Origin of the sequence: Methylobacterium sp. J-072 (assembly GCF_022829425.1) — a bacterium.
Taxonomy (GTDB): domain Bacteria; phylum Pseudomonadota; class Alphaproteobacteria; order Rhizobiales; family Beijerinckiaceae; genus Methylobacterium.
In genome coordinates, this window is sequence record NZ_JAKSYK010000026.1 from 45,031 (window position 1) to 71,374 (window position 26,344).

A 26,344-nucleotide genomic window follows, 5' to 3' on the forward strand; every position below is an offset into this window, starting at 1 on the left:
GAACCAGACCCTGCATGCCAAAACCGAAGTTCTCCGAATACCGGACGTGTGCAGCGGCGTTCCAAGGCGCGCTCGATGCTCTGGATGTGATCGGCAGCTGGTCGTGGGATGCCGCCTCGGATAGCATCCAAGCCGATCTGTTCGTGGCGCTGCTGTTCAACGTCGATCCGGAGGAGGCCGAGGCAGGCCTGCCCCTCGACGCCTTCCTCGCCAGCATCCACCCGGAGGATCGGGACCGGGTGCAGGCGCATATCCGCAGGGGCGGCCGCGACGGCGGGCTCTACGTCATCGAGTATCGGGTCTGCTCGGCCGACGGCATCACCCGCTGGGTGCTGGGCCGGGGCCGCTTCCTGCACAACCACAGAGGGCAGCCGGTCAGCGGCCGCGGGATCATCGTCGACATCACCGACGTGCGGATGGGCGAGGCCACGATGGGCGCCGTCGAGACGACCGAATTTCATGAGCCCGAGCCGCCGCTGGAGCGCGCCGCCGACTTCGCCATGGCGGCGCATCGGGCGATCTGCGAGTTGCAGGACCCGGCCCTCAAGGCCCGGGCGGAAGCGCTCCTGCTTGATCTCGGTCGCAAGCTCGCCGAGCAGGAGTGGCGCATGCGCCGGACGCAGATGAACTGAGTCCGGCTTCGGCGGGATTCAGGCCGGGTCCGGTTCGGTGAGGTGCAGGTAGGCCGGGTCGAACTCGGCCGCCGCCTTCAACCCGTCCCAGTCGTGGACGATCAGGCGCCGGCTGCGAAGCGTGATCAATCCGGCTTCCTTCAGGTCGCGGATCGTGCGGTTGACGTGGACCGGCGTGATCCCGAGGGCATCCGCCAGCTCAGGCTGGATCATCGGCATCTCGCAGCTCCGATCCGGGGCGAGGCCGACGACGCCCAGGCGCGTCACCAGCTCGCAAAACAGATGGGCCATGCGAGCATAGGCATCCCGCCGGCCGGTGTTGAGCATCCACTCGCGAACTATGGCGGCGTCGATCAGCGTCGCGCGCCACAGGACGTCGCCCAACCGTGGAAACGCACGCAGCAATGCTCGCACCGCATCGTGCTGGACGAAGCCGATCCGACACGGGCCGACCGTGCCGATGCTGATGTCGAGGACCTTTAGATGCAGGCTCTGGATGTCGGGTATGTCGCCGGCGACGTGGTAGGCCATGACCTGCCGCTTGCCGCCCAGCGTCGTCTTGTAGGTGCAGGCGATCCCTTCGAACAACGCGAAGCAGCGTGCGGGACGATCGCCCTCGCGCACGATGTCCTGATACGCCTCGAACTGCACCATCTGCAGGGGCAGGGCGAGAAGCGCCGCCCGTTCGTCGTCCGTGAGTGTGAAGAGGGCGATGCTTTCGATTTTGCGGACGAACGGATGCTTGTCGGTTTGGTGAAGAGTACCCGTCATCGCGCCTCCGCCGACCGGCGAGCACCCCGGGCCTCGCCGCCATCGGCGCTCAAGGTCTGCGCCGATCCCGCCACCCCATAGCAGCCACACTTCACCTCTGCCACAGTCGAGTGACTGATGCTCACCGGAAAGTACCGTATAATAAAGTACAGTATTGATGGAAGGCATAAATACTTGTGCTGATCGGACGAAAGTATCAGATGACCTCAAGGAACGTAGAGTTTCCCAGGCATCGATCAAGTCGTATCGGACGGCATGGCGTCCCCGGGTACGGCCGAATCCCGCGATGCCAAGATCACCGTGTGTCGGGGCCATTTGCCGGTCGGATTGATGCTTCGCTTCGCCGTCGAGGTGGCTGAAGGCACGTTCTTAGGCTCGATCCCGTGAGGTGCGAAGGTCCGATCGGGCGCGTCGCCTTTGGGAAAAGGCGGGTGATCTGTCGAGGGCGCGCCATGACGGCAGCATCCTGAAAGATCCGGCACCGGTCTCCGAAAAAGACGGTGCTGCCGGACAGGACGATTCGCGCGACGGGTCTGAGTTCGGAGCGTTCGCTCGTTCCAAGGCACCGACCGACAGTCGATTCACGCGCGTCAGTCTTTATAGCCAGCTATTCATTTACATCGACGACCCGGTCAATGATCTAATGCGCGAGATTGAATAATTTTGCTATATTTTTAGATCAAGTCGTCTATTTGGAATAACATGATATCTCAGAAAATTTCTAGTCCGTGATGTAATAAATCATTCCCCTTTCATACTAATTTTGAGAAACTTGCTCCTCAATTTTGAATTATTTCCTGTGTTATATGAACGTTCTAAATGTTATGGAATTGCCATTGCCGCATGTCGAACACTTTTGTTGAGTGGGAGGGTGTTGTGAAGATATCGACATTGATTATTCTATTTACGACGTTAATCAGCGCCGTGTGCTTGGCCGTCACCGGTCAGGTGATAGTGAGAGAAGACCGTGATTATCAGAGTAGTGTCGATGCCCGCATCGGCGTTTCGACATCTCGGACGATTCTCGCAGCATCGACGCGGATTTCGCAGGAGCGTGGGCCGACCAACGCGGCTCTGGGGAGCGAGCGGCCCCTGTCGAGCGCGACCGAGCAGGCTCTTACCGAAATCCGCGGCTTGAGCGACGCGGCTTTGCGCGACGCGACAGCCGTCACGTCCGCATTGCCGGCGCAGTGGAAAGTCCAGGCGTCCGATGCCGTGGCGGACGCCACGCGTCTCCTCGCTGCAGCGCGCCGGCGTGTCGATGCCCTGACGGGCCAGCCCCTGGCGCAGCGGCGTCCGGATGAGGTGGCCGGCGTGGTGGACGCCCTGATCGCCGTTCCCCCCACCCTGGATTCCGCTCTGAACGCCGTGGACGAGATGGCGGTGACGGCCGATTCACGTCTGGGCTCCTGGCTGACGATGACGCGGACCGCCACCGAACTGCGCGATGTCGCCGGTCAGATCGGCTCGGTGTTCACGCCGGCATTGGTCGGCAAGCGGGCGATGACCATCGGGGAGATCGGCCAGTACAACCGCCTGAGCGGGCAGGTCGACGCCCAGATCCGGCAGATGCTCCTGGCGCGGGGCAAGATCGGCGAGGATGCGCGGGTCGACGAGTTCCTGAGGACGCTCCAGGCCAAGTACGTCGAGGGCGGCCGGCGGCTCGCGGCCGGGATCGTCGAGCAGAGCCTCGCCGGGCGCCCCTCCGACCTCTCGGTCCAGGACTTCGGGGGGCAGTATGTGCCGGCGATGCGGTCGATCATCGAATTGCGGGAGCGCCTGTTCGACCTGGTTTCCGATCAGATCGAGCGGCGGATCGAGGCGGCGCGGATCCGCCTGTACGTCTACCTGCTGTGCGGTCTCGCCGTGATCGCGACCTGTGCCGGTGTGATCGTCCTGTGCATCCGCAAGGTGTCGCTCCCGATCCGCCGGATGGCGCAGGTGATGAGCCGGATCTCCGACGGCGACACCGAGATCCGCGTCCCCGACACGGAGACGAAGAACGAAATCGGTGCGATGGCCGCGGCCGTGCAGGTGTTCAAGGACAACCTGATCCGCACCCGCGCCTTGGAGGCCGAAGCCGCAGAGGCGCGGGCTGCCGCCGAGGAGCAGCGCAAGGCCGGCATGCGCCAGATGGCCGAGGCCTTCGAGCATGCGGTCGGCGGCATCATCGGCATGGTCTCGTCCTCGGCCACCGAGCTGCAGGCCACCGCCGGCGCGATGTCGGCCATGGCCGGCCAGACCTCGGCCCAATCCGGCGCCGCGGCCTCCGCGGCCGACGAGGCGGCCAGCAACGTCAATACCGTGGCGGCTGCCGCCGAAGAGCTGGGCTCGTCGGTCCAGGAGATCGGGCGGCAGGTGGACGACTCGGCCAAGCTCGCAAACAACGCCGTCGACGAGGCCGGGCAGACTGCCGGCTTCGTGCAGGCGTTGAGCGAGGCTGCGGGCCGGATCGGCGACGTGGTCCGGCTGATCTCGGATATCGCCGGCCAGACCAATTTGCTGGCCTTGAACGCGACGATCGAAGCGGCCCGCGCCGGGGAAGCGGGGAGGGGCTTCGCGGTGGTCGCCTCCGAGGTGAAAGCCCTCGCCGAGCAGACCGCCAGGGCGACCGAAGAAATCGGTCAGCAGATCGGCCAGATCCAGGGCGTGACCGGCCAGGCCGTCTCGGCCATCGGCGCGATCACGGCACGGATCCAGGAGATCAGCGGTGTGGCGACGTCGATCGCCGAGGCGGTCGAAGAGCAGGGTGCAGCGACTCAGGAGATCGCCCGCAACGTCGCCCAGGCGGCGCAGGGCACCGGTACGGTGACCAACAACATTGCCGGCGTGGCTGGCGCCGCCGAGGAGACCGGCGCCGCCGCGACCCAGGTTCTGGACGCGGCCACGGAGCTGTCGCGCCAGTCCGAGCACCTCACCGCCGAGGTCGCACGCTTCCTACACACTGTCCGTGCGGCCTGACCGATCGGCACGGGGTGCTCCGGCCCCGGGGAAAGGGGCTGGAAATCTCCGGCCCGTCCGCGCACACACGCGATGCGGCGCGGTCGCCGTGCAGCCTGACGGAACGGTCCGATGAACACGGCAGATCTCGCCCCGCACGCCCATCAGGTCCTGCGCGAGGCGACCCTGCCCGAGCTGCCGAACCATTACCGCGGCAAGGTCCGGGACAATTACGACCTGCCGGACGGGCGGCGCATCCTGATCACCTCGGACCGGATCAGCGCCTTCGACCGGGCGCTCGCCGCGATCCCGTTCAAGGGCCAGGTGCTGACCCAGACCGCGCGCTACTGGTTCGAGCGCACCGCCGATCTCTGCCCGAACCACGTCCTCGCCTATCCGGACCCGAACGTCGTGGTCGGTCGCCGCCTGGAGATCCTGCCCGTGGAGGTGGTGGTGCGGGGCTATCTCGCGGGCACCACCTCGACCTCCGTGCTGACGCGCTACCGGGCTGGCGAGCGGGAGATGTACGGGCATCGCTTCCCGGACGGCATGCGGCCGAACGAGCGCCTGGAGAAGCCCATCATCACGCCCACCACCAAGGCGTTCGACGGGGGCCACGACGAGCCGCTGACGGAAGCCGGGATCCTGGAGGGCAACCTGCTCAGTCCGGAGCAGTGGCGGACCGTCTCAGAAGCGGCTTTGGCGCTGTTCGCCCGCGGGCAGGACCTGGCGGCCGAGCGTGGGCTGATCCTGGCGGATACGAAATACGAATTCGGCACGGACGCGGAGGGCCGTATCGTTCTCGCCGACGAGATTCACACGCCGGACAGCAGCCGGTACTGGTTCGCCGCGAGCTATCCCGAGCGTTTCGCCGCGGGTGCCGCCCCGGAGAGCTTCGACAAGGACTTCGTGCGCAACTGGGTTGTCGCCCGCTGCGATCCCTACAAGGACGCGATCCCCGAGATCCCGGCGGAAATCGTCCTGGAGACGGCCGCGGTCTACATTCGCGCCTATGAGACGATCACCGGAGCGCGCTTCGCGCTGCCCGACCCGAGCGAAGTGCCGCTCGATCGCATCCGGCGCAACCTCGCCGCCTATCTGGCGGCCGAGCCGATCCGCTGAGGGCGGGACGGCGCGCAGGGCGCCGTCCCCTCCCATCCCGTCAGGCGGCCGCCTTGATCGGGGCCGGGGCGGGCGCGTCCATGGCCCGCAGGTAGACGTCGAGCAGCGTCTCGTGCTCGTCGCGCTCGTCCTTGTCCTGTTTGCGGATCTTCAGGATCTCCTTGAGGATCTTGACGTCCAGGCCCTCGCCCTTGGCCTCGGCGAAGACTTCCTTCTTCGCCTCCATCAGGTCCTTGATCTCCTCCTCCAGCCGTTCCACGCGCTCGATGATCGAGCGGATGCGGTCGCCCGCGACGCCCACGGTGTCGGTCATGTCGGTCATGCAAAGCCTCGTCGTATGACGGGCCGTACCCTCGCGGCAGAGGGTAAGCAGGGGGTTAAGGCCGGGGTGCGCTGGCGCCGATCCGCGTCTCGATCCACCCGACGATCGCGTCGGCTACCTGATCGCTGTTCGATTCCAGCATCATCATGTGGCCGTTGCCGTGGATGCCCTGCTCAGCGAGGGCCAGCCGGTCCGGCTTGGCTCCGGCCTGGGTGAGGAAGGCCGCGGTGCAATCGTCCATGGTCGCCCGGAACGAGGCTTCCGCGGTGACGATCACGGCCGGCACCTTGGCGAGATTCGGCAGGGCGCGGGCGGGCTCCGCCTGTAGCCAGCAGCGGATCTGGTCCGGAGCAGCCGCGCGCTCGGCCTGGACCACGGTCAGGTCCGTCGGGCCGCTCACCGGCGGCTCGAAATGCAGCGGCACCCGGGTGATCCCGTAGGGGCGGGCCCGGGCGTCGCCGACCCGCTCGTACCAATCGGTGCCGCCCTTGAACCGGATGTCGAAGAAGGTCGGCCCGTTCGGCTCGACGGCGACATGCGCCTTCACGAGGTCCGGCCGCTGGTCCGAGACCGCCCAGCCGAACACGCCGGCCTGCGAGTGGGTCAGCACGATCGCCGGCCCGATCTTTTCGAGCAGCGCGATCAGCGCCGGATCGACTAGCTCCTCGCTCCGCAGGGCACTCGCGATGTAGGGCACCTGCGACCGATAGAACTGATCGAAGGCGGCATTGCCGCGCAGACCCGCTCCGCCGGGCCATTGGGTATGGAGTTTTGCCTGCGGGTAGAGTTCGGACCGCTCCTGCCCGGTGAACACCGTTTCAAGATCCTCAGCGGGCAGGCGCGCGTAGGGTCCGTACGTCTCCGCGTCGCCGCCCGAGCGGCCCCGCCCGACCTGATCGACCACGTAGACCGCGAAACCCTTGGCGGCGAAGCGGTCCGCCCAGCCGGGCCGTCCGTCGGGCGTGCCCAGGAAGTTGGTCCCGGTCTGCGCCGTGCCGTGAACCATCACGACCGGATAGGGCTGCGTGACCCGCCCCGGCGCGCGGTATGCGACGAACATCTGCCCGAGGGCGGTGGTCCGGCCGTTCGCGGTCTCGTAGCGGCCGCCGACGAAGAAGTAGCCGGCGGGCTGCGTCGGCTTGAACGGCCCGGACTCGTCGGCCTGGGTGCGTTGGGCGGCGCCGAGACAGAGCAGCGCCAGGGCGCCTGCGGCGGCACGTTTGAGCATGGTGGCCTCCCGCCGATGTCTCACGTGACCGGCGGGAGGCCGGTCATCGGAAAAGGCCCGGCCGCATTCCGAGCGGCCGGACCACCGGGGTCAGGCGTGGGCGAAGCGGCGCTTCTTGCCCAGCGCCTCTTCCACCGTGCCGGCGCCGTCGAGGTAGCCGTGCACCTTCGGGTTCGGCATGATCAGCGAGCCCACGAAGGCCACCGCCATCAGCACGGTCACGTACCAGAAGAACGTGCTCTCCATGCCGTTGTCCTTGAACCACAGGGCGACGAACTCGGCGGTGCCGCCGAATAGGGCGTTGGCCAGGGCGTAGGACAGGCCGACGCCCAGCGCTCGCACGTTGGTGGGAAACAGCTCGGCTTTCACGATGCCGCTGATGCCGGTGTAGAACGACACCACTGAGAGACCGAGTGTGATCAGCGCGAAGGCCAGGTAGGGATCCTTGTTGGTCCCCAAAGCCGTCATCAGCGGCACCACCATGAGTGTGCCGAGGCCGCTATAGAGCAGCATGTTCGCCTTGCGGCCGATCTTGTCGGACAGCGCACCGAACAGCGGCTGGATCGCCATGTAGACGAACAGCACGACGGTCATGACCTGCGACGCCGACGTCTTCGGCATGCCGGCGGTGTTGACCAGGTACTTCTGCATGTAGGTCGTGAACGTGTAGAAGCTCAAGGACCCGCCGGCCGTGTAGGCCAGGACGACGCAGAACGCCCGCCAATGCTTGAACAGCTCGGCGAAGGTGCCGGCGGTCTCCTTGTCACCGGCTTCCTTGGTCTCGGCGAGCGAGCGCCGGAGATAGAGGGCGACCACTGCCAGCCCGGCGCCGATGAAGAACGGGATGCGCCAGCCCCAGGCGGTCAGCTCGGGCGCGGTCATCACGGTCTGGAGCAGCACCAGCACCAGCGAGGCGAGCAACTGCCCACCGATCAGCGTGACGTACTGGAACGAGGCGAAGAATCCGCGCTTCCCCTTGATCGCCACCTCGCTCATGTAGGTCGCCGAGGTGCCATACTCGCCACCCACCGACAGGCCCTGGAGCATGCGCGCGAGCAGAAGCAACACGGGCGCGAGCGTGCCGACATGCTCGTAGGTCGGCAGGATGCCGATCAGCAGCGAGCCGAAACACATCATCAGCACCGAGACGACCATTGAGGTCCGGCGCCCGACCCGGTCGGCGATGCGGCCGAACAGCCAGCCGCCCACGGGCCGCATGAAGAAGCCGACCGCGAAGATGCCGGCGGTCTGGAGGAGCTGGCTGGTGGAATCGCCCTTCGGGAAGAAGGCGGGCGCGAAGTAGAGCGCGAAGAACGCGTAGCAGTAGAAGTCGTACCACTCGACCAGATTGCCCGAGGATGAGCCGACGATCGCCCAGATGCGACGGCGGCGGTCTGCGGCGTCGTCGGCGGCGCTCGGCGCGATACCGATCGTATCGTCCCTCAAGGCGGACATGGCGTCTCCGTCTCACGGCTCATCGGCCGGTAACAGCCGGCCTATTCTTCGATAAGCGCGACGTTACAGGCGACGATCGTGATCGCAAGTCCGTGATCGGACTTTGACCGGGACAGTGGCTGCCTGTGTCACTTCTCATAGGCCCCTATGGCAGGGCGGGACGGAACGGTTTCGCACGGGACCCCGTTGCGGCCCGGCATGGGTGCCGTGGGCGCCTCAACCACAACGGGACGAAATGCCATGACGCGGATCTTCAGGGACACGGTGGCGGCCGCCATCCTCATCGCCGGCGCGGCGACGGCCTTCGCGCAGGGCGGCCCGGGCGGAGGTGGCGGTCCGGGCGCCGGCGGCCCCGGCGGCGGTGCCGGCCCGGCGGCCGGCGGCGGCGCAGGACCGGGCGGGGCCGGCGGTGGTGGCATGCGCGGGGGTGCCGGCGGCGCCGAGGGCGGCGGGATGCGCGGTGGTGGCGCCGAAGGCGGTGCGCGCGGCGCCGAGCCCGGCGGTCCGGCCTCACGCGGCGCCGAGGGTCCCGGCCGGCCCGGACCGGCCGGCGGTCCTCCCGGCGAGCGCAACGGCGCTGCGGACAGGAACGGGCCGGGCGGCAATCCCGGTGCCGGCGAGCGGGGCGGGCGCGACGGCGGCCCGGCCGAGCAGCGCGGCGGTCGCGACGAGACCGGTCCGGGCCAGCGCGGCGACCGAGGCGGGCGTGACGAGACCGGCCCCGGCCAGCGCGGCGATCGTGGCGCGGCGGGTGATCGGGGCGATCGGGGTGGTCGCGACGGTGCCCGGGGCGCCCGCGGCGGCGGTTCGGCCCGCGGCGCGGTCAACCGGCTCGACACCCGCCAGCGCACCGAGTTCCGTGGTTCGATCACCCGGCTCGGCGTCTCACCGCTCCGCGACGTGGCGTTCGGTCTCGCGGTCGGCACCGCGATCCCGCGCTCCGTCAGCCTGCACCGGCTGCCGCCCGCGATCGTCGAGATCGTGCCGGAATACGAGGGCTACGACTTCATCCTCGTGCGCGACGACATCGTGATCATCGATCCCGACACCTACGAGATCGTGGACGTAATCCCGGCGTAAGGTACGCCGAGGCCATCCGACCGCGCATGCAAGCGTAAACACACCAAATGCCCGATCGCCAGGATGTAGAACGCCTGGCGATCGGGCATTTTTGCGAGACTTACGAAGAAGGATCTGACAACCTGATCGATGTGAGAAGGCCTGTTGAAAGAAACGTGAAAGATCCAGGAGGTTAAAAGAACGAACGGCATAGCTGATGCGTCTGCATCGAGCACCGTGACGATTGGGTGGACGATCCAGCGCCGAGTGCCTGGGACTTGCGCTTCGACGGCGGGCAATGATGTTCATGGCCGGACTTGGCACGCGGGGCCTGCGGGATGGCCGATCGTTCATAGGTAGATGTGAAGACGAAGCATGTCGGAACCCGATTTCAAGGCGGCCGGACTTGCCGGACTCTCGCGCCCGCGCATCGGCGTGTCCGGTCGTGCCGTGCTCCTGATCCTCGCTGTGGTGTGCACCGCCTTCGCGGCGAGTTCCGCCTACCTCTACGCCACGCAATCCGCCGCCCTGCGGACCAGTCTCAACGCCAGCATGTCCAGCCTGAGTGCCGCGTCTGCGCGGAGCGTCGGCAACTGGCTGCGCGGCAAGCTCGAATTGACGCAGCTCATGGCGCAGCAGATCGCGGTCGTCGGCGTCGGGCCCAAGGCGGACGACGTGCTCGGCTTGCCGTTGGCACGCGAGGTCTTCTTCAGCGCCTATCTCGGCCGTGTGGACGGATTCTTCACGGAGATGCCCAAGACGGAGCTGCCCGCCGGTTACGATCCGCGTGAGCGGCCCTGGTACAAGGATGCCCTGGCGGCGGGACAAGCGGTGCTGACCGAGCCCTATACCTCGGCCGGAACGGATGTCGTTACCATCACCGCGGCGGGGCCGATCCTCGCCGAGAACCGGGCGGTCCTCGGCGTGATCGGCGGCGATTTCGACAGCGCCGCCCTGACCCGGATGATCGCGGAGGTCGCCACGGGTGACACAAGCTACGCCTACCTGGTGTCGGGCTCCGGAACCGTGCTGGTCCATCCGCGGGCGGAGCTGATCGGCAAGCCGCTGTCGGACCTGTTGTCCGGACCGCTCCCGAAGATCGGCAGCACCCTGGCCGAGACCCGCGAGGGCGACCGGGCGACCTTCACGGTGTTCGCCCGCGTCCCGAACTTGCCGCCGTCGCTCGACTGGTACGTCGCTATCTCAGTGGACAGCGCCACAGCGTTGGCCCCGACCACGGCCCTGGCGCGGGACCTGGCGGTGACCACCCTTCTCGTGCTCCTCGTCCTCGCGATCGTGATCGGCCGGCTGATGACGATCACCGTGTCGCGTCCGCTGAACCGCCTGGTCGGGGTTCTGCAGCGGATGAGCCAGGGCGCGCTCGATACCGACATCGCGGAGGCGCGGCGCAACGACGAGATCGGCATGGTCGGCCGCGCCGTGGAGGGCATCAAGGCGTTGGTCGCCCAGAAGGCAGCGGAGCAAGCCGAGGCGAAGCGCCTGGCCGACGAGGCCGCTGCAGCCGAGCGCAAGCACGCCATGGTCGCGCTGGCGGATGGGTTCGAGCGGGCCGTGGGCGCGATCGTCGGCATGGTCGCGTCCTCGGCGACACAGCTTCAAGGGACCGCGCAGACTCTGACGGGGACCGCGACCCGGGCTGCGGCGCAATCCACCAGCGTCGCGGCGGCGGCTGAGGAGGCCGCCGCCAATGTCCGCACCGTCGCGGCGGCCGCCGAGCAGCTCGGCTCCAGCGTGCAGGAGATCGCCAGTCAGGTCGGCGGCTCGGCGAGCCTCGCCCATGCGGCGGTCGGCGAGGCGGACCAGACCGGACAGCTGGTGCAGGAACTGGCCCAGGCGGTGTCCAAGATCGGCGATGCGGTCGGGCTGATCTCCAGCATCGCCTCGCAGACCAACTTGCTGGCGTTGAACGCGACGATCGAGGCGGCTCGCGCGGGAGAGGCGGGTCGCGGCTTTGCCGTGGTGGCGTCCGAAGTGAAGGAACTGGCCGCGCAGACCGCCAGGGCGACGGAAGAGATCACCGGCCTGATCAGCCGGATCCAGGGCTCGACCGATCACGCCGCGCAGGCGATCGGCGGGATCGTGATCCGCATCCGCGACATCAACGACGTGACCGGCGCGGTGGCGGCGGCCGTCGAGGAGCAGGGGGCGGCGACCCAGGAGATCGTGCGTAACGTCACGCAGGCGGCGAGCGGCACGGACGAGGTGACGACGAACATCACCGGCGTCGCCGAGGCGGCCGAGCAGACCGGCACCGCGGCTCATCAGGTCCTGGACGCGGCCTCCGCGCTCTCGCGTCAGTCGGCGCAGCTCGACGCGGAGATTGCCCGCTTCCTACACACCGTGCGCGCCGCCTGAGCCGCCGACGTGCCATCTTGGAATGCCGGCTGGCAGACGGACATGGTCATCGAGAAACGGTGGCTATTTTCCGCAGGACCCTCGTCGGCGCTTTCTTCCAGGGGCGACCCAGGAACGTAGATATTCTTCCCTTCTTCCGGTCCGATCAAAAAATCGCCTCGCAACGGGAAATCAGCTCAGACCGGGTCGTTTGTCGTATCTTTCCGCCGGATGCTTGCATCTTCAAATGACCATGAGGTCTGTTCAATCTCAAGATTTCGATTTCTGAAGCTTAGATTTTCGTGAAACGCCGCCAACGGCACTGGACGGTGACTTCGGAAAGCGCGACCTTTGCTGCAGAAATAGATTTGTCATCCTCGATTCGCGGAGACCGGCGTGTCTGACCTTGGCGGCAACGCGCCCGAGCCTGCGACGATCCCGCATCCGCGCCTCGGCCTGGCCGGCCGCGCGACGCTCCTGATCCTCGGGATCGTCTGCGCGGTCTTCGTTGCTTCCTCGACCTACATCTATGTCGTCCAGGCGGGTGCCCTGCGGGGCAACGTGGCGCTCACCATGACGAACCTGAGCGCCTCGGCGGCGCAGAGCGTCGGCAATTGGCTGCGGGGCAAGCTCGACCTGACACAGCTCATGGCGCAGGAGGTCGTCACCGTGGGGCCGGGCCCCGAGGCAAGTCGCGTCCTCGGCGCACCGATCGCGCTGGATGCCTTTCTGATGAACTTCTTCGGCCGCACCGACGGGTTATACGCGCGGATGCCGAAGGGCGAGGTCAAGGCAGGGTACGATCCGCGCCAGCGCCCGTGGTACAAGGGCGTGGAGGCCGCCAAAGGCCCGTTCCTGACGGAGCCCTATATCGGCTCGAGCAACGGTAAGCTCACGATCACCGGTGCCGCTCCGGTGGTGGACGAGACGGGAACGTTCCACGGCGTGGTCGGCAGCGATTTCGACTCCGACGCGCTGGCCCGGATGATCGGCGCGGTGGCCACTGGTGGGAACGGCTACGCCTATCTGGTTTCCGGTTCCGGCAAGGTGCTGATTCATCCGCGCGCCGAGTTGATCGGCAAGCCGCTGTCGGAACTGCTCTCCGGGCCGCTGCCAAAGATCGGCGAGCAGGTGTCCGAGACCCGCGAGGGCGATCGGGCGACGCTCACGGTCTTCGCCCGCGTCCCCAACCTGCCGGCCTCTATCGACTGGTTCGTCGCTCTCTCGGTCGACAAGGCCGCGGCCTTCGCGCCGGTCGATCGTCTGGCCCTCCTGCTGGCGGCGGCGACGCTCATCGCGCTGCTGGTGCTCGGTCTCGTGGTCGGCCGGCTGATGACCGTCACCGTGTCGCGTCCGTTGAACCGCCTCGTCGAAGCGCTGCAGCGCATGAGCCAGGGTGAAATCGATGCCGAGATCGCCGAGGCCAAGCGCAGCGACGAGATCGGCCTGGTCGGCCGCGCGGTCGAGAGCATCAAGGCGCTGGTCGCCCGGAAGGCCCGCGACGAGGCCGAGGCGAAGCGTGTTGCCGACGAAGCCGCCGCGGCCGAGCGCAAGCGCGCGATGATCGCGCTCGCCGACGGCTTCGAGCGGGCGGTGGGCAGCATCGTCGGCATGGTCTCATCCTCCGCCACCGAGCTGGAGGCGACGGCGCAGACCCTGACGGCGAGCGCGACCCAGGCGGCGGCGCAATCGACCAGCGTCGCGTCAGCGGCCGAGGAGGCCGCCACCAACGTCCGCACCGTCGCAGCCGCCGCCCAGCAACTCGGCAGCAGCGTGCAGGAGATCGCAGGGCAGGTCGAAGGCTCGGCGAGCCTCGCCCAAGCGGCGGTCGGCGAGGCGGACCAGACCGGACAACTGGTGCAGGAACTGGCCCAGGCGGTGTCCAAGATCGGCGATGCGGTCGGGCTGATCTCCACCATCGCGGCCCAGACCAACCTCCTGGCCCTGAACGCGACGATCGAGGCGGCGCGCGCCGGCGAGGCGGGCCGTGGCTTTGCCGTCGTCGCCTCCGAAGTGAAGGAACTGGCCGCGCAGACCGCCCGGGCGACGGAGGAGATTACCGGCCTGATCGGCCGGATCCAGGGCTCGACCGATCACGCCGCCCAGGCGATCGGCGGCATCGTCACGCGCATCCGCGACCTCAACCAGGTGACCGGCGCGGTGGCGGCTGCGGTGGAACAGCAGGGCGCGGCCACCCAGGAAATCGTCCGCAATGTCGGCCAGGCCGCCGGCGGGACGGACGAGGTCACCACCAACATCACCGGCGTCGCCGACGCGGCCGAGCAGACCGGCGCGGCGGCCCATCAGGTGCTGGCCGCGGCCTCCGAATTGTCGCGGCAATCGGCGCAGCTCACCCGGGAGGTCGCCGGGTTTCTGCACACCGTCCGGGCCGCCTGAGCCGGGCTATCATCGCCCGCCGTCGAGAAGCTTCGAGACCACGCGAGCGGTGTAGTCGACCATCGGCACGATGCGGGCGTAGTTCAGCCGCGTCGGGCCGATCACCCCGACGACGCCGACGATCTTCTGCGACCCGTCCCGGAACGGCGCCGCGATCAGCGACGAGCCGGACAGCGAGAACAGCTTGTTCTCCGAGCCGATGAAGATCCGCACGCCCTCGCCGCCCTCGGCCCGGGCCAGGAGGTCGATGACGTCCTTCTGGGTCTCCAGGTCGTTGAACAGCAGGCGGATGCGTTCGAGATCCTCGACGGCGCGCAGGTCGTCGAGCAGGTTCGCCTGGCCGCGCACGATCAGCTGGCGGGCCTCGCTCGGGCCCACCGGGGTCGCCAGGCCGGCATCGACCAGGCGCTCGGTCAGCGCGTCGAGCTCCCGCTTCATCGCGGTGCGTCCGGCCTCGATTTCGGCTCGCAGGGTCCCGAGGGTGCGGCCGTGCAGGCGGGCGTTGAGGAAATTCGTCGCTTCCTGGAGCGCGCCGGCGGGTAGGCCCGGCGGCAGGTCGACCAGCCGGTTCTCCACCGAGCCGTCATCCGAGACCAGCACCACCAGGGCCCGGGCCGGATCGAGGCGGACGAACTCGATATGCTTGAGGTGCACGTTCGCCTTGGTGGTCAGCACCACGCCGGCCCCGCGGGAGATGCCCGACAGCATGGTCGAGGCTGCGGCCAGCGCCGAATCGAAGGTGTGCCCGGAGGCGGCGGCGCGCATCTCCGCCTCGATCCGGGCCTGCTCCTCCTGGCCGACATCGCCGAGTTCGAGCATGGCGTCGACGAAGAAGCGCAGGCCGAGCTCGGTCGGCAGGCGGCCGGCCGAGGTGTGGGGCGCGAAGATCAGGCCGGAATGCTCCAGATCCGCCATGACGTTGCGGATCGAGGCCGGCGACAGCGCCATGGGAAGGATGCGCGCCAGGTTGCGCGATCCCACCGGCTCGCCAGTCGTGAGGTAGCTCTCGACGATCTGCCGGAAGATCTCGCGGGCGCGCTCGTTGAGGGCGGCGAGAGCCTGCATCGAAGGATCGAGCGGAAAGGGGGTGTTCGGGTCGGTCACGCGGTCATCCTGTCGTGCGATCATGTCCGCCCGGTGTCCGGGGAGCAATCCTTGCGGCGATGCTTGCCCGCGCCGGCCCGGCGGCCTAAGAGCCCGGCCCTCACTCTCTCATCAGAAAGGGCCCGCGATGAGGCCTTCGAAGCGCGCCGCCGACGAGCTGCGGCCCGTCACCCTGGAGCGCGCGGTCTCGCGCTACGCCGAGGGCTCGTGCCTGGTCAGCTTCGGCAACACCCGCGTGCTCTGCACCGCCTCCCTCGAGGAGCGCGGTCCCCCGTGGCTGCGCGGCTCCGGCAAGGGCTGGATCACGGCCGAGTATGCCATGTTGCCGCGCGCGACGCACGACCGGACCCGGCGCGAGATCAACTCGGGCAAGCCCTCGGGCCGCACCCAGGAGATCCAGCGCCTGATCGGCCGCTCGCTCCGGGCGGTGACGAACCTCCCCGCTATGGGCGAGCGCCAGGTTACGGTCGATTGCGACGTGATCCAGGCCGATGGCGGCACTCGCACCGCCGCGATCACCGGCGCCTGGGTCGCACTCTACGATTGTTTCGCCTGGATGCGCACCCGCTCGATCATCTCGGTGGACCCGCTGCGCGACCATGTCGCCGCCGTGTCCTGCGGCCTGTACAAGAACACGCCCGTGCTCGACCTCGACTATGCCGAGGATTCGGCAGCCGAGACCGACGCCAACTTCGTGCTGACCGGCAGGGGCGGCATCGTCGAGGTGCAAGGCACCGCCGAGATGGAGCCGTTCTCCGAAGAGCAGCTCCTCGAATTGCTGCGTCTCGCCCGCGCCGGTACCGACCGGCTTGTGGCGCTCCAGAAGGAGGCGATCGCGTGAGCCCACAGCGGAGCGGCAACCGCAGGCTGACCGGCAAGGTGGTTATCGCCACCCACAATGCCGGCAAGCTCACGGAGATGCGCGAACTCCTGGCGCCGTTCGGGATCGAGGCGGTCTCGGCCGGCGAGCTCGGCCTGCCCGAGCCCGACGAGACCGGCACGATGTTCTCCGAGAACGCCGCCATCAAGGCGCATGCCGCCGCCAAGGCGACCGGGCTGCCGGCCTTCGCCGATGATTCCGGCCTGTGCGTCGACGCGCTCGACGGGGCGCCGGGCATCTTCTCCGCCCGCTGGGCCGGCCCGGCCAAGGACTTTTCCGGCGCGATGGCGCGGATTTTTTCGGAGCTGGAACAGCGCGCGGCGACGAACCGGAAGGCGCATTTCGTCTCCGCCCTCGTGCTCGCCTGGCCGGACGGCCACACCGAGCTGTTCGAGGGCCGCGTGTTCGGCGCGCTCGTTCCGCCGCGTGGCGAGGCCGGCTTCGGCTACGATCCGATCTTCCAGCCGGACGGTCATGACCGGACCTTCGGCGAGATGAGCGCCGAGGAGAAGCACGGGGTCGATTGGCAGAAGGGGGAGGGGCTGTCGCACCGGGCCCGGGCCTTCGTGCTGTTGAGCCGCGCCTGCCTGGCGCCGCCCCCCTGATTGCCAAACCGGGCCGGCACGCGCACATCCCGTCGATCATGACTTCGACCGGCCCGGACCATCCGACCCGCGACGCGGGCTTCGGGATCTACCTGCACTGGCCCTTCTGTGCCGCGAAGTGCCCGTATTGCGACTTCAACAGCCACGTCCGGCACGGGGGCGTGGACCAGCCGCGCTTCCTCGACGCCTTCCGGGCCGAGATCGCCCACAGCGCCGCCCGCACGCCCGGCCGCACCGTCACCAGCATCTTTCTCGGCGGCGGCACGCCCTCGCTGATGGAGCCCGCGACGGTGGCGGGGCTCCTCGACGCGGTTGCCGGCCACTGGGCGATGGCGCCCGATGCCGAGATCACCCTGGAGGCCAACCCGTCGAGCGTCGAGGCCGGCCGCTTCCGCGGCTATCGGACCGCTGGGGTCAACCGTGTCTCCCTCGGCGTTCAGGCTTTCGACGACGCCTCCCTGAAAAAGCTCGGCCGGCTGCACAATGCCGAGGAGGCTTTCGCGGCGATCGGCATCGCCCAGGCCGTGTTCGAGCGAACCTCGTTCGACCTGATCTATGCCCGACCCGACCAGACGCCCGATCTGTGGCGGGCTGAATTGACCGAGGCGCTCCGGCGGGCCGCCGAGCATCTGTCGCTCTATCAGCTCACCATCGAGCCCGGCACGCCGTTCCACGGCCTCGCCGCCGCCGGCAAGCTGGTGACCCCAGACGACGAGACCGGCCGGGTCCTCTACGACGTGACCCAGGAGGTCTGCGGCCAGGCGGGCCTGCCGTCCTACGAGATCTCCAACCACGCCCGACCGGGCGCGGAATCCCTGCACAACCTGCTCTACTGGCGCTATGGCGAATATGCCGGCATCGGCCCCGGAGCGCATGGCCGGCTGGTCACGCCGGAGGGTCGGATCGGCACCGTCACCGAGCGCGGCCCGGAGGCTTGGCTCGCGAAGGTCGAGCGCGAAGGCCACGGCATCGTCGAGACCGAGACGCTCTCCCCCGCCGACCAGGCCGACGAGTTTCTGGTGATGGGCCTGCGGCTGGCCGAGGGGATCGATCCCGAGCGCTACGCCGCCCTGAAGGGCCGGCCGCTCAACGGCAACCGCATCGGCATGCTGGTCGGCGACGGCTTACTGCATCGCCTGCCCGGCGGCCGGATCGCCGCCACCTCCCGCGGGGCGCCGGTGCTCAACGCGCTCGTGGCCGAACTTGCTGCTTGATCAAGTCCCCGGCTTCGCCAAAACGCGCGGTGCCGGGCTGACCACGGGCGCGGCGTTGTTGCGGATCTCGTAGACGGCGAGCGCCCGCTCGCTCAGGCCCTCCGGGCGGAACCGGAAGGTGCCGTCCGTGCCGGCGAAGCCCGACGCGTTGGTCAGCGTCGTCTCGGCGAAGCGCTGCGAGCCGTATTGCCGGGTCAGCGCGGCGGACAGCATCACCGCGTCGTAGGCCAGCGAAGCGACCCGCGGCGGCACTGAGCCGAACCGAGCCTGATACCGGCCGCTGAAATTCGAAAACCCGTTCCGGTCGGGCGAGGCGAAGCGTCCGCCCTGGAGCGCCGGCAGCGCGAACAACGCCGGCTCGTTCCAGAGGGCGGTGCCGATCGGCCGGACCCGGGCGGGGTTGTAGCCGGCCTTGGTCAGGGCAGCGGCGACCACCGGCATGGCCTCGGCGGTCTCCGGGATGAACAGCGCGTCGGCCGTGGCGCCGGCCCCGGTAATGACCCTGGCCAGCCGCTCGACCGCCGGCCCCGGTGCCCCCGGGGCATAGCGCTCCACCGCCGCGACCCGGGCGCCCTTGCGGGCCACCGCCTCGCGGAACTCGGCCTCGACCGCGTTGCCGTAGGCGGTCTCCGGGATCAGAGCCGCGAAGGAGCGCTTTCCGTCCGCGACGGATTCGTCGACGATCCGGTCGACCTCCGGCTGCGGCAGGAAGCTCAGCAGAAAGACGCCCCGGGACGCCACGGAGGCGTCCGTCGAGAACCCGATCACCGGCTTGCCCGCGGCCTTGGCGGGCACGGCGGCGGCCTGGACGTTGGCGGCGAAGACCGGGCCGAGCACGATGTCGGCGCCCTGCTTGAGGGCGTCCTGGGTCGCGTCCCGGGCGCCGTCGGGGCTGCCGCGGTCGTCCCCGACCAGGATGGTCAGGTCCGGCTGCTGCCCCTCGTCATAGGCGAGCTGGGCGGCGTTGCGCATCGCGCTGCCCACCGCCACGCCGGTGCCGGTGAGCGGCAGGACCAGCGCAACCTTCACGGTTCCCGATCCGATCCGGTTGCCGCCCGCAGCCGCGGGCGTGAGAGGAGGTGAGGAGCCGGCCGGAACCGCCGGGGTGACGCCCAGCGGCACATCCGCCGGCGGCGACAGCTCGGCCCGGGCCGGAGGCGCGCGCCGGGACGCGCTCGAACCGCCGAATCCGAGGCAGCCGCCCAGGGTCGGCGACAGGGCGCCGAGGATGGCGGTCAGGGCGGCGACGCGCGCGAGACGGTCCCGCCGACACTTCGGACGCGCCATGGCGCGGTCTCCTTCGAACAGGCGCAAACAACCTGACCGGGCAGTTTTCAAATGTAAACGCGCCGGTGGCGACTTGCCCCCGGTCTCGACGCGCAGCCGCGACGTCGGGTGCGGAGTGTGGCAAGATCACCCGCGATGACACGCCGATTCGATGACCCGGGGCCCCCGATCTCAACAAAACCCACGTCTCACAAGCCGGGTGCGGACCGTCCGCGCAACACCACCTTCACGGCCTTTGGGCTGGCCAGCGAGACCGAGCCGCTGTCGCCGGGGCTGCACATCGTGGCAACGCCGATCGGCAACCTGCGCGACATCACCATCCGGGCGCTCGCGACCCTGGCGGCGGCCGATGCGGTGCTGGCCGAGGATACCCGCGTGACCCGGACGCTGCTGGCGCATTACGGCATCACCACGCCGCTGCTCGCCTATCACGAGCACTCGAACGAGGCGGTGCGCGACCGGATGGTGGCGCGGCTCCAGGCCGGCGAGGCCCTGGCCCTGGTCTCGGATGCCGGCACGCCGCTGGTGTCGGATCCCGGCTACAAGCTCGTCCAGGCGGCGATCGAGGCCGGGATCGCGATCACGCCGGTGCCCGGGCCGTCGGCCGTGATGACCGCCCTGGTGGCGGCCGGCCTGCCCACTGACCGGTTCTTCTTCGAGGGGTTCCTGCCCCAGAAGGCCGGGGCGAGGCGCAACCGGCTCGAAGCCCTGATCCAGGTGCCGGGAACGCTGGTCCTGTTCGAGTCGCCTCACAGGCTGCCCGAGATGCTGGCCGATGCTGCCGCCGTGCTCGGTGCCGACCGTCCGGCCGCGGTGACCCGGGAACTGACCAAGTTCTACGAGACGATCCGCCGGGATACCCTGGGTTCCCTGAGCGAACGCTTCGGCCAGGAGGGGGCGCCGAAGGGCGAGATCGTCGTGATCATCGGCGCCGCGATCACGCCGGACCGCCCGGTCGAGGGGGATGCCGCCCTCGACGGGTTGATCCGCACTGCGCTGGAACGGCATTCGATCAAGGATGCGGCGAGCCTCGTCGCGGACGAGACCGGGCAGCCGCGCCGCGCCATCTACGCCCGGGCGCTGGTGCTCGCCCGGGACAGCCAGGGTTGAGCTGAGCCGTGCCGGACCAAGCCTTGCGGCGTCGCGCCGCCCATCTGCGCGGACACCGGGCCGAATGGCTGGCGATGGCGGCGCTGCTGCTGAAGGGCTACTGGCCGATGGAGCGCCGGGTCAGCTTTGCCGGCGGCGAGATCGACCTGATCGTCCGCCGTCCGCGCACCATCGTGTTCGTCGAGGTGAAGGCGCGGTCGAGCCTGGACGATGCGCGCGTGGCGATCGATGCGGCCAAGAGGCGGCGCTTCTCCCGCGCCGTGCGGGCTTGGGTCGGCCGCAATCCCTGGTGTGCGGGGATGACCCTGCGGGCCGACGCGGTGTTCATCGGCCCCGGCGAATGGCCGGTGCATCTGCCGGAGGTCTTCACCATCGAGGGGCTTTAAGGGGCTTGTTCAGCCCCGGGCGGCGCGGATCGCGCTGATCAGCGTGCGCTTGAGATCGGCCTGGCTGAACGGCTTCTGGACCACGGGCCGGTCGCGGAACGGCTCGCGGATGCCGGCGCCGCCGTAGCCCGTCGAGAACACGAGCGGCAGGTCGCGCTGCACGATCGCCTCGGCGACCGGGTAGATCGGTTCCCCGGCGACGTTCACGTCGAGGATCGCGATCTCGAACGTCTCCTGCGACGCCATCTCGAGGGCGGTCGACAGGCGTGCGGCCGGACCGACCACGGCGCAGCCGAAGTCGAGCAGCATGTCCTCGAGCAGCATCGAGATCGCGGCTTCGTCCTCGACGACGAGCACACGGACGCCGTTCAGAACGTCATCGTTGGGGTCAGCAGTCACGCCGGGCCGTCTTCCCTTCGATCGCCCCCGTACCGGGGATCTTGCCGTGCCATTGATACGCCTCGCGAGCCGCAAGAGCAGCGCTGGGAAGCGCCGAGGCGGCATCGCCAGGCGGTCCGCGAGACCACCTGTGGCGTCGCCCGGAATACCGGATGTGTCAAGCGTTCGCTGGCCGTTCCCCGATCAATGACCGCATCGATGTTAACCGGCGATACATTTTTGTCGGCATTCGCGCCCGGACAACGCGCGCCGCGCCTCAATCATCCTTGAAGGACACCTTGGCGCCCCGGCTCACGTGGGCGGCGAGGTCGCGGGCGTTCCAGTTGGTCAGCCGGATACAGCCGTGGGATTCGGTCTTGCCGACCTTCTCGGGCTCGGGCGTGCCGTGGATACCGTAGCTCGGGATCGCGAGGTCGATCCAGACGAGCCCGACCGGGTTGTTCGGCCCCGGCTTGATCGAGAACTTCTGCTTGGTCTTCACGCCCTTGAACGCGTATTTCGGATTGTAGGTGTAGTCCGGGTCGAAGGCGACGCCCTTCACCTTGGTCTCGCCGCTCGGCGCCGGCTTCTCGGTGCTGCCGATCGAGGCCGGGTAATAGCCGAGCAGCTTGCCGTCGGCCCCGAAGGCGCGCACGTCGCGGCTGGTCTTGTCGACCTCGATCCGCTCGACCTTGGGCTCCTGCGGCAGATCCTTGCCCTTCGGCTTGTCCGTGCCCATCGGGTCAACCGCCGCCACGGTGATCGCCGTGCCGGCCTTGTCGAGGGGCCTGCCCGGATTGAGTGTGCTGACGAGGTCGCGGCTCATGTGGAAGCGCTCGGCCAGCATCTCACGCGGGTTGGTGTAGCCGAGCTCCTTGAGGTCGGCCTGCTCTTCCATCTTGGGCGGGATTTTTTCCACATAGGGACCGGAGGCGTCGGCCTCGGTGAGCGCGTAGTCGGAGACGGCCGGCTTGTCGCTCGTGGCCTGAAGCTTGTCCCAGAGCTCGGGTGTCAGGTCCTGGCTGGCGGGCAGGCCCTGGGCCACCGCGAAGGCCGAGAGCGCGCGCTGGTAGTTCTCGCCCTTCAGGCCGTCGATCGCGCCGGGGAAGAACCGCGCCCGGTCGAGCAGGACCTGCGCCTTCACGATGAGCGCGTCGGGTTTGTCGTCGGTCTTATTAGCGCTCCGGGCCTTCTTGCCGGACTTCTTGGTCTCGGCCTTCTTCGAATCCGGCTTGTCGGCCTCCGGCGGCTTAAAAGTTGCGGCGTTGATCGCCTCCGCGGTCAGGGCCGGCGCCTTGTCCGGCTGCGCCGACGCCACCGATGCCGCGAGGCTTATCGCCAGCAGAGCCGCGCAAACCGGCCGCGTGGATCTCTGCATCATCGCCGTCAAGTTCTCCGGGAGCGGGCGCGCTCCGGTCGCACAAGTATCGAGCGGGCTTGAACGTTCCGCCGCCACGGCCGCGCTACTCGCACAGGCGATGGCCGGCGTTGCGCTCGCGCTCGTCGAAGTGGAAGTGGTTGGCATGGGCGGCGTTGCTGCCGGGGCCCAGCACCGTGCGGAAGAAGCCGCAGGCCTTGCCGCGGACGGAGGCCAGGAACTCAGCGTCCTCAGTCCCCGCCGGCATCGCCTTGACCGGGATGCTGGCACGGCCGGCGAACGAAAACCCCATCACGTCGACGGCGGCCGCGAAGGCGTGATCGCTGAGCTTGGCATCGACATCGTGGTTCTGGCCCCGGCAGACATAGGTGCCGCCGAGTTCGAGCCCGGTGAGCGGATGCTTGAGCGTCCTTTCGGCCACGACCTGCACCTCGGTCGCCCAGCGGGCGAAGGATTCGGCCACCTGGCAGGTCAGCGTCGCGCCTCCGGGCAGCGCGATGTCGTCGGCGAGCTTGGTGACCTTCAGCGGCAGCGGCGCCGTACATTGGCCCTCGGCGATGGGCGGCAGCGGCTCGAACGCGACGCCGAGCCGCTTGAGGCGTGCGCGGCAGGCGGTGTCGTCCGGGGGCGCGACCTTGAGGGCCAGCGCCGCCTCGCCGGAGAGTTCCGGCGGCCGCTCCGGCGGCGTCGGCGGCGGCGTTGGGATCTCCGGCTTCTGAGCCTCCGGGGCCGCATCCTTGGTGGGCGGCGTCAGCTCGGCCGGCCGGACCGGCGGTGTCGGCTTTGCGGCTTCGGATGTCGGCGCGGGCTTCTGCTCCACCGGCTGGGCCGGCTTCAGCTCGCTCGGCCGCTCCGGCGGAAGCGGCGGCGGCACCGGCACGGCCGGAGCCTCGGCTGCCGAGACGGGTGCAGGCACCATCGCGCAGAGCCCGAGAGCGAGGGCGCTTCGTGCCAGAAAAATCGTCGGTCGGCGGGGCGGCATGGGACCTCGAAGCGCGGGCGTAGGCCGGGGGAAACGAACGGAAGCGCATTCGGATCGCTCCAATCCGGTTGACGAGGCTTCCGATCGGGCCTCTGTCTTCCGTCAAAGGGCCGCGGACCCCATCTCGCGGCCCGGATGACAGGCCGACTGACCCGTCGGACCGACGCACCATTGAGGACCGAATGCCGGATGTCGCCGATGCCGGGCTCCCGAGCCTGCCGCAGGACAACCCCTTCCGCGACGCGCAGTGGAGCACGCCCCACGGCCTGCCGCCGTTCGAGCGCATCCAGCCGGAGCATTACATGCCGGCCTTCGAGGCGGCGCTCGCGGCCCATAACGCCGAAATCCAGGGAATCGCGTCCGACACGGCACCCGCGACCTTCGCCAACACCGTCGCGGCGATGGAGCGGGCCGGCCAGGCTCTCGAGCGGGTGGCCGGCGTCTTCTACAACCTGACTGGCAGCCACACGAACCCGGAGCTGCAGGCGATCGAGCGGACGATCGGCCCGAAGCTGTCCCGGCACGGCAGCGCCATCTACCTGAATCCGCAGCTCTGGGCGCGGATCTCGGCCGTCGATGCCGAGGCGGAGGGCCTCGGATCCGAGGAGCGCCGGGTCCTCGACCGCTACCGCATCCGCTTCCGCCGCGCTGGCGCCGATCTCGCCCCGGCCGACAAGGCGCGCATCGCCGAGATCGCCGCCCGGATGTCCGAGCTCGGAACCCAGTTCAGCCAGAACCTGCTGGCCGACGAGAGCAGCTTCACCCTGCCGCTGACCAGCGAGGACGATCTCGCCGGCCTGCCGCCGTTCCTGCGCGCCGCCGCCGAGAGCGCGGCTCGGGAGCGCGGGCTAGAGGGCCACGTCATCACCCTGTCGCGCTCGCTGATCGAGCCGTTCCTGGTGTTCTCGACCCGGCGCGATCTGCGCGAGAAGGCCTACGCGGCCTGGACGCGGCGCGGCGAGAACGGCGGCGCCACCGACAACCGGGCGATCATCGTCGAGATGGTCGGGCTGCGCGCCGAGCACGCAAGGCTGCTTGGCTTCGACAGCTTCGCGCATTTCAAGCTCGACGACACGATGGCGGCGAGCCCCGACGCCGCCATGGAGCTGCTGCGCGACGTCTGGACCCCGGCCCGGGCGCGGGCGGGCGAGGAGCGCGAGCGGCTTCAGGCGCTGGTCCAGCAGGAGGGCCACAATTTCGCGCTTCAGGCGCATGATTGGCGCCACTACACCGAGAAGCTGCGCCGGGCCGAGCACGACCTCGACGAGAGCGAGGTCAAGGCGTACCTGCCTCTCGACCGGATGATCCAGGCGGCGTTCGACACGGCCTCGCGGCTGTTCGGGCTGACCTTCGAGGAGCTGTCCGACGTTCCGCGCTACCACCCGGACGTGCGCGTCTGGCGGGTCGGCAACCCGGACGGGTCCGAGGTCGGGCTGTTCCTGGGCGATTACTTCGCCCGGTCCTCGAAGCGCTCCGGTGCCTGGATGAGCGCGTTCCGTTCCCAGGAGCGCCTGAACGGCACGGTCACGCCGGTCATCGTCAACGTGATGAACTTCGCCAAGGCCCCCGTCGGCGAGAGCGCGCTCCTGTCCTTCGACGACGCCCGCACCCTGTTCCACGAATTCGGCCACGCCCTGCACGGGCTCCTCTCGGACGTAACCTATCCGCTGCTCTCCGGGACATCGGTGTCGCGGGACTTCGTCGAGTTGCCGTCGCAGCTCTACGAGCACTGGCTGGAGCAGCCGGAGGTGCTGCAGGCCCATGCCCGCCACCACCGGACCGGTGAGCCGATGCCGGACGCGCTGCTGCGCAAGCTGCTCGCGGCGCGGACCTTCAACCAGGGCTTCGCCACAATCGAATACACCGCCTCGGCGATCGTCGACATGACCCTGCACCTCTCGTCGGGCGGCGAATCCGGCCTCGACGTGCCGGTCTTCGAGGCCGACGCCCTGCAGCGGATCGGCATGCCGGCCGAGATCAGCATGCGCCACCGGACGCCGCACTTCGCGCATATCTTCTCGGGCGACGGCTACGCCGCCGGCTATTACAGCTATCTCTGGTCCGAGGTGCTGGACGCCGACGCCTTCGACGCCTTCCGGGAGGCCGGCGACATCTTCGACCCGGAGACAGCGAAGCGCCTGCGCACCTTCGTGTACGGCGCCGGCAACCTGCGCGACCCGCGCGACGCCTACACGGCCTTCCGCGGCCGCATGCCGAGCATCGCGCCGCTGCTGAAGAAGCGGGGGCTTGCCGCTTAGGTTGTTTCGGGAAGGCACGGGCGGATCAATGATCTTGGTCCGGCCGCAGATGGCGCGGGTCCCCTCTCCCGTGCGGGAGAGGGACAGGGTGAGGGGTGCGACCCCTCCGGAAAATCCTAGTCCCTCCCCCCAACCCTCTCCCGCACGGGCTAGCGGATTCACACATTGGGGTCGGCAGGATACGCTGGAGACACCGCGGCTCTCCCTCCCCCCTCTGCGGGGGAGGGTGGCCCCCGAAGGGGTTCGGGAGAGGGGAGCGACGGTGCAGGATGGGGCTGCGGCCTTCATGCCCGCTCTGCGTCATCCGCAAGGCGGGTTCCGCTCTCCCGACCCCTGCTGACGCAGAGGCCACCCTCCACCGCACAGGGGGGCGGGCAGGGGCGGGGTCGTTCTGGTGTGCCCTACCCGTCGACCGGACGGTAGTCCCAAACGCGAAGTCAGACCGCACATGTCATGCGGCGCAGGCGCGCTATGCGCCCGG

22 protein-coding genes are annotated in these 26,344 nt (G+C 68.9%); 13 read left to right on the plus strand and 9 right to left on the minus strand.

Annotation, left to right across the window (positions count from 1 at the left end):
- Positions 1–14: 14 nt before the first annotated feature.
- On the plus strand, positions 15–632 hold the full coding sequence (locus tag MKK67_RS01840) for a PAS domain-containing protein (protein WP_243961598.1): 618 nt from the start codon (positions 15–17) through the stop codon (positions 630–632).
- A gap of 18 nt (positions 633–650) precedes the next feature.
- Here the strand turns inward: MKK67_RS01840 and MKK67_RS01845 are convergent, their stop codons facing one another.
- Positions 651–1,403, minus strand: coding sequence for a Crp/Fnr family transcriptional regulator (locus tag MKK67_RS01845; protein ID WP_243961649.1), 753 nt, complete (start codon positions 1,401–1,403; stop codon positions 651–653).
- Positions 1,404–1,791: 388 nt separating this feature from the next.
- Here MKK67_RS01845 and MKK67_RS01850 point away from each other — a divergent pair, with 388 nt between their 5' ends.
- The 3 genes from MKK67_RS01850 (at position 1,792) to MKK67_RS01860 (ending at position 5,465) form a co-directional block, all read left to right on the plus strand.
- Positions 1,792–2,064 carry a hypothetical protein gene (locus MKK67_RS01850; RefSeq protein ID WP_243961600.1) on the plus strand — a complete coding sequence of 91 codons (273 nt, stop codon included), beginning with the start codon at positions 1,792–1,794 and terminating at the stop codon, positions 2,062–2,064.
- 473 nt (positions 2,065–2,537) lie between these two features.
- Positions 2,538–4,364 (plus strand): methyl-accepting chemotaxis protein, encoded by a 1,827-nt coding sequence (locus MKK67_RS01855; RefSeq protein ID WP_243961602.1) that lies wholly within the window; start codon positions 2,538–2,540, stop codon positions 4,362–4,364.
- 111 nt (positions 4,365–4,475) lie between these two features.
- Complete coding sequence (locus tag MKK67_RS01860; RefSeq protein ID WP_243961605.1) at positions 4,476–5,465, plus strand: phosphoribosylaminoimidazolesuccinocarboxamide synthase; 990 nt, start codon at positions 4,476–4,478, stop codon at positions 5,463–5,465.
- Between the two features lie 40 nt (positions 5,466–5,505).
- Here MKK67_RS01860 and MKK67_RS01865 read toward each other — a convergent pair whose 3' ends face one another.
- The 3 genes from MKK67_RS01865 to MKK67_RS01875 all read right to left on the minus strand — a co-directional run bounded on the left by MKK67_RS01865 (position 5,506) and on the right by MKK67_RS01875 (position 8,470).
- Positions 5,506–5,787 (minus strand): DUF2312 domain-containing protein, encoded by a 282-nt coding sequence (locus MKK67_RS01865; RefSeq protein ID WP_058193308.1) that lies wholly within the window; start codon positions 5,785–5,787, stop codon positions 5,506–5,508.
- Positions 5,788–5,842: 55 nt separating this feature from the next.
- A complete protein-coding gene (locus MKK67_RS01870; protein WP_243961607.1) occupies positions 5,843–7,015 on the minus strand; it encodes an alpha/beta hydrolase in 1,173 nt (390 codons plus the stop codon).
- A gap of 90 nt (positions 7,016–7,105) precedes the next feature.
- The gene (locus MKK67_RS01875; protein ID WP_243961609.1) at positions 7,106–8,470 is read right to left on the minus strand and encodes an MFS family transporter; all 1,365 of its coding nucleotides are present in this window, start codon (positions 8,468–8,470) and stop codon (positions 7,106–7,108) included.
- A 240-nt stretch (positions 8,471–8,710) separates the two neighbouring features.
- On the opposite strand from MKK67_RS01875, the gene MKK67_RS01880 reads away from it, so the two are divergent.
- The 3 genes from MKK67_RS01880 to MKK67_RS01890 all read left to right on the plus strand — a co-directional run bounded on the left by MKK67_RS01880 (position 8,711) and on the right by MKK67_RS01890 (position 14,281).
- Entirely contained in the window at positions 8,711–9,550 is an 840-nt protein-coding gene (locus tag MKK67_RS01880; protein WP_243961617.1) for a DUF1236 domain-containing protein, read from the plus strand.
- 354 nt (positions 9,551–9,904) lie between these two features.
- Positions 9,905–11,905, plus strand: a complete 2,001-nt coding sequence (locus MKK67_RS01885; protein WP_243961619.1) for a methyl-accepting chemotaxis protein — start codon at positions 9,905–9,907, stop codon at positions 11,903–11,905.
- 375 nt (positions 11,906–12,280) lie between these two features.
- Positions 12,281–14,281 carry a methyl-accepting chemotaxis protein gene (locus MKK67_RS01890; RefSeq protein WP_243961621.1) on the plus strand — a complete coding sequence of 667 codons (2,001 nt, stop codon included), beginning with the start codon at positions 12,281–12,283 and terminating at the stop codon, positions 14,279–14,281.
- Between the two features lie 9 nt (positions 14,282–14,290).
- Here the strand turns inward: MKK67_RS01890 and hrcA are convergent, their stop codons facing one another.
- Complete coding sequence (gene hrcA, locus MKK67_RS01895; protein ID WP_243961673.1) at positions 14,291–15,346, minus strand: heat-inducible transcriptional repressor HrcA; 1,056 nt, start codon at positions 15,344–15,346, stop codon at positions 14,291–14,293.
- Positions 15,347–15,512: 166 nt separating this feature from the next.
- Between hrcA and rph the strand changes: the two genes are divergently transcribed.
- From rph to hemW, 3 genes are read left to right on the plus strand one after another with little or no spacing between them, the layout of a single operon-like run.
- Positions 15,513–16,226, plus strand: a complete 714-nt coding sequence (gene rph / locus MKK67_RS01900; RefSeq protein WP_243961623.1) for a ribonuclease PH — start codon at positions 15,513–15,515, stop codon at positions 16,224–16,226.
- Positions 16,223–16,870 carry an RdgB/HAM1 family non-canonical purine NTP pyrophosphatase gene (rdgB, locus tag MKK67_RS01905; protein ID WP_243961625.1) on the plus strand — a complete coding sequence of 216 codons (648 nt, stop codon included), beginning with the start codon at positions 16,223–16,225 and terminating at the stop codon, positions 16,868–16,870. Before rph ends, rdgB begins: the two co-directional genes overlap by 4 nt.
- 38 nt (positions 16,871–16,908) lie before the next feature.
- Positions 16,909–18,084 (plus strand): radical SAM family heme chaperone HemW, encoded by a 1,176-nt coding sequence (gene hemW / locus MKK67_RS01910; RefSeq protein WP_243961628.1) that lies wholly within the window; start codon positions 16,909–16,911, stop codon positions 18,082–18,084.
- Here hemW and MKK67_RS01915 read toward each other — a convergent pair whose 3' ends face one another.
- The gene (locus MKK67_RS01915; protein ID WP_243961630.1) at positions 18,085–19,371 is read right to left on the minus strand and encodes a penicillin-binding protein activator; all 1,287 of its coding nucleotides are present in this window, start codon (positions 19,369–19,371) and stop codon (positions 18,085–18,087) included.
- A 135-nt stretch (positions 19,372–19,506) separates the two neighbouring features.
- Between MKK67_RS01915 and rsmI the strand changes: the two genes are divergently transcribed.
- The gene (rsmI, locus tag MKK67_RS01920) at positions 19,507–20,481 is read left to right on the plus strand and encodes a 16S rRNA (cytidine(1402)-2'-O)-methyltransferase (protein ID WP_243961632.1); all 975 of its coding nucleotides are present in this window, start codon (positions 19,507–19,509) and stop codon (positions 20,479–20,481) included.
- An 8-nt stretch (positions 20,482–20,489) separates the two neighbouring features.
- Complete coding sequence (locus MKK67_RS01925; protein ID WP_243961635.1) at positions 20,490–20,867, plus strand: YraN family protein; 378 nt, start codon at positions 20,490–20,492, stop codon at positions 20,865–20,867.
- Positions 20,868–20,876: 9 nt separating this feature from the next.
- Here the strand turns inward: MKK67_RS01925 and MKK67_RS01930 are convergent, their stop codons facing one another.
- The 3 genes from MKK67_RS01930 to MKK67_RS01940 form a co-directional block, all read right to left on the minus strand.
- Positions 20,877–21,266, minus strand: a complete 390-nt coding sequence (locus tag MKK67_RS01930; protein ID WP_243961638.1) for a response regulator — start codon at positions 21,264–21,266, stop codon at positions 20,877–20,879.
- 256 nt (positions 21,267–21,522) lie between these two features.
- The gene (locus tag MKK67_RS01935; RefSeq protein ID WP_243961675.1) at positions 21,523–22,623 is read right to left on the minus strand and encodes a L,D-transpeptidase; all 1,101 of its coding nucleotides are present in this window, start codon (positions 22,621–22,623) and stop codon (positions 21,523–21,525) included.
- A gap of 85 nt (positions 22,624–22,708) precedes the next feature.
- Positions 22,709–23,605 (minus strand): extensin family protein, encoded by an 897-nt coding sequence (locus MKK67_RS01940; RefSeq protein ID WP_243961640.1) that lies wholly within the window; start codon positions 23,603–23,605, stop codon positions 22,709–22,711.
- 182 nt (positions 23,606–23,787) lie between these two features.
- On the opposite strand from MKK67_RS01940, the gene MKK67_RS01945 reads away from it, so the two are divergent.
- Positions 23,788–25,863 (plus strand): M3 family metallopeptidase, encoded by a 2,076-nt coding sequence (locus MKK67_RS01945; RefSeq protein WP_243961642.1) that lies wholly within the window; start codon positions 23,788–23,790, stop codon positions 25,861–25,863.
- The last annotated feature ends 481 nt before the right edge of the window (positions 25,864–26,344 follow it).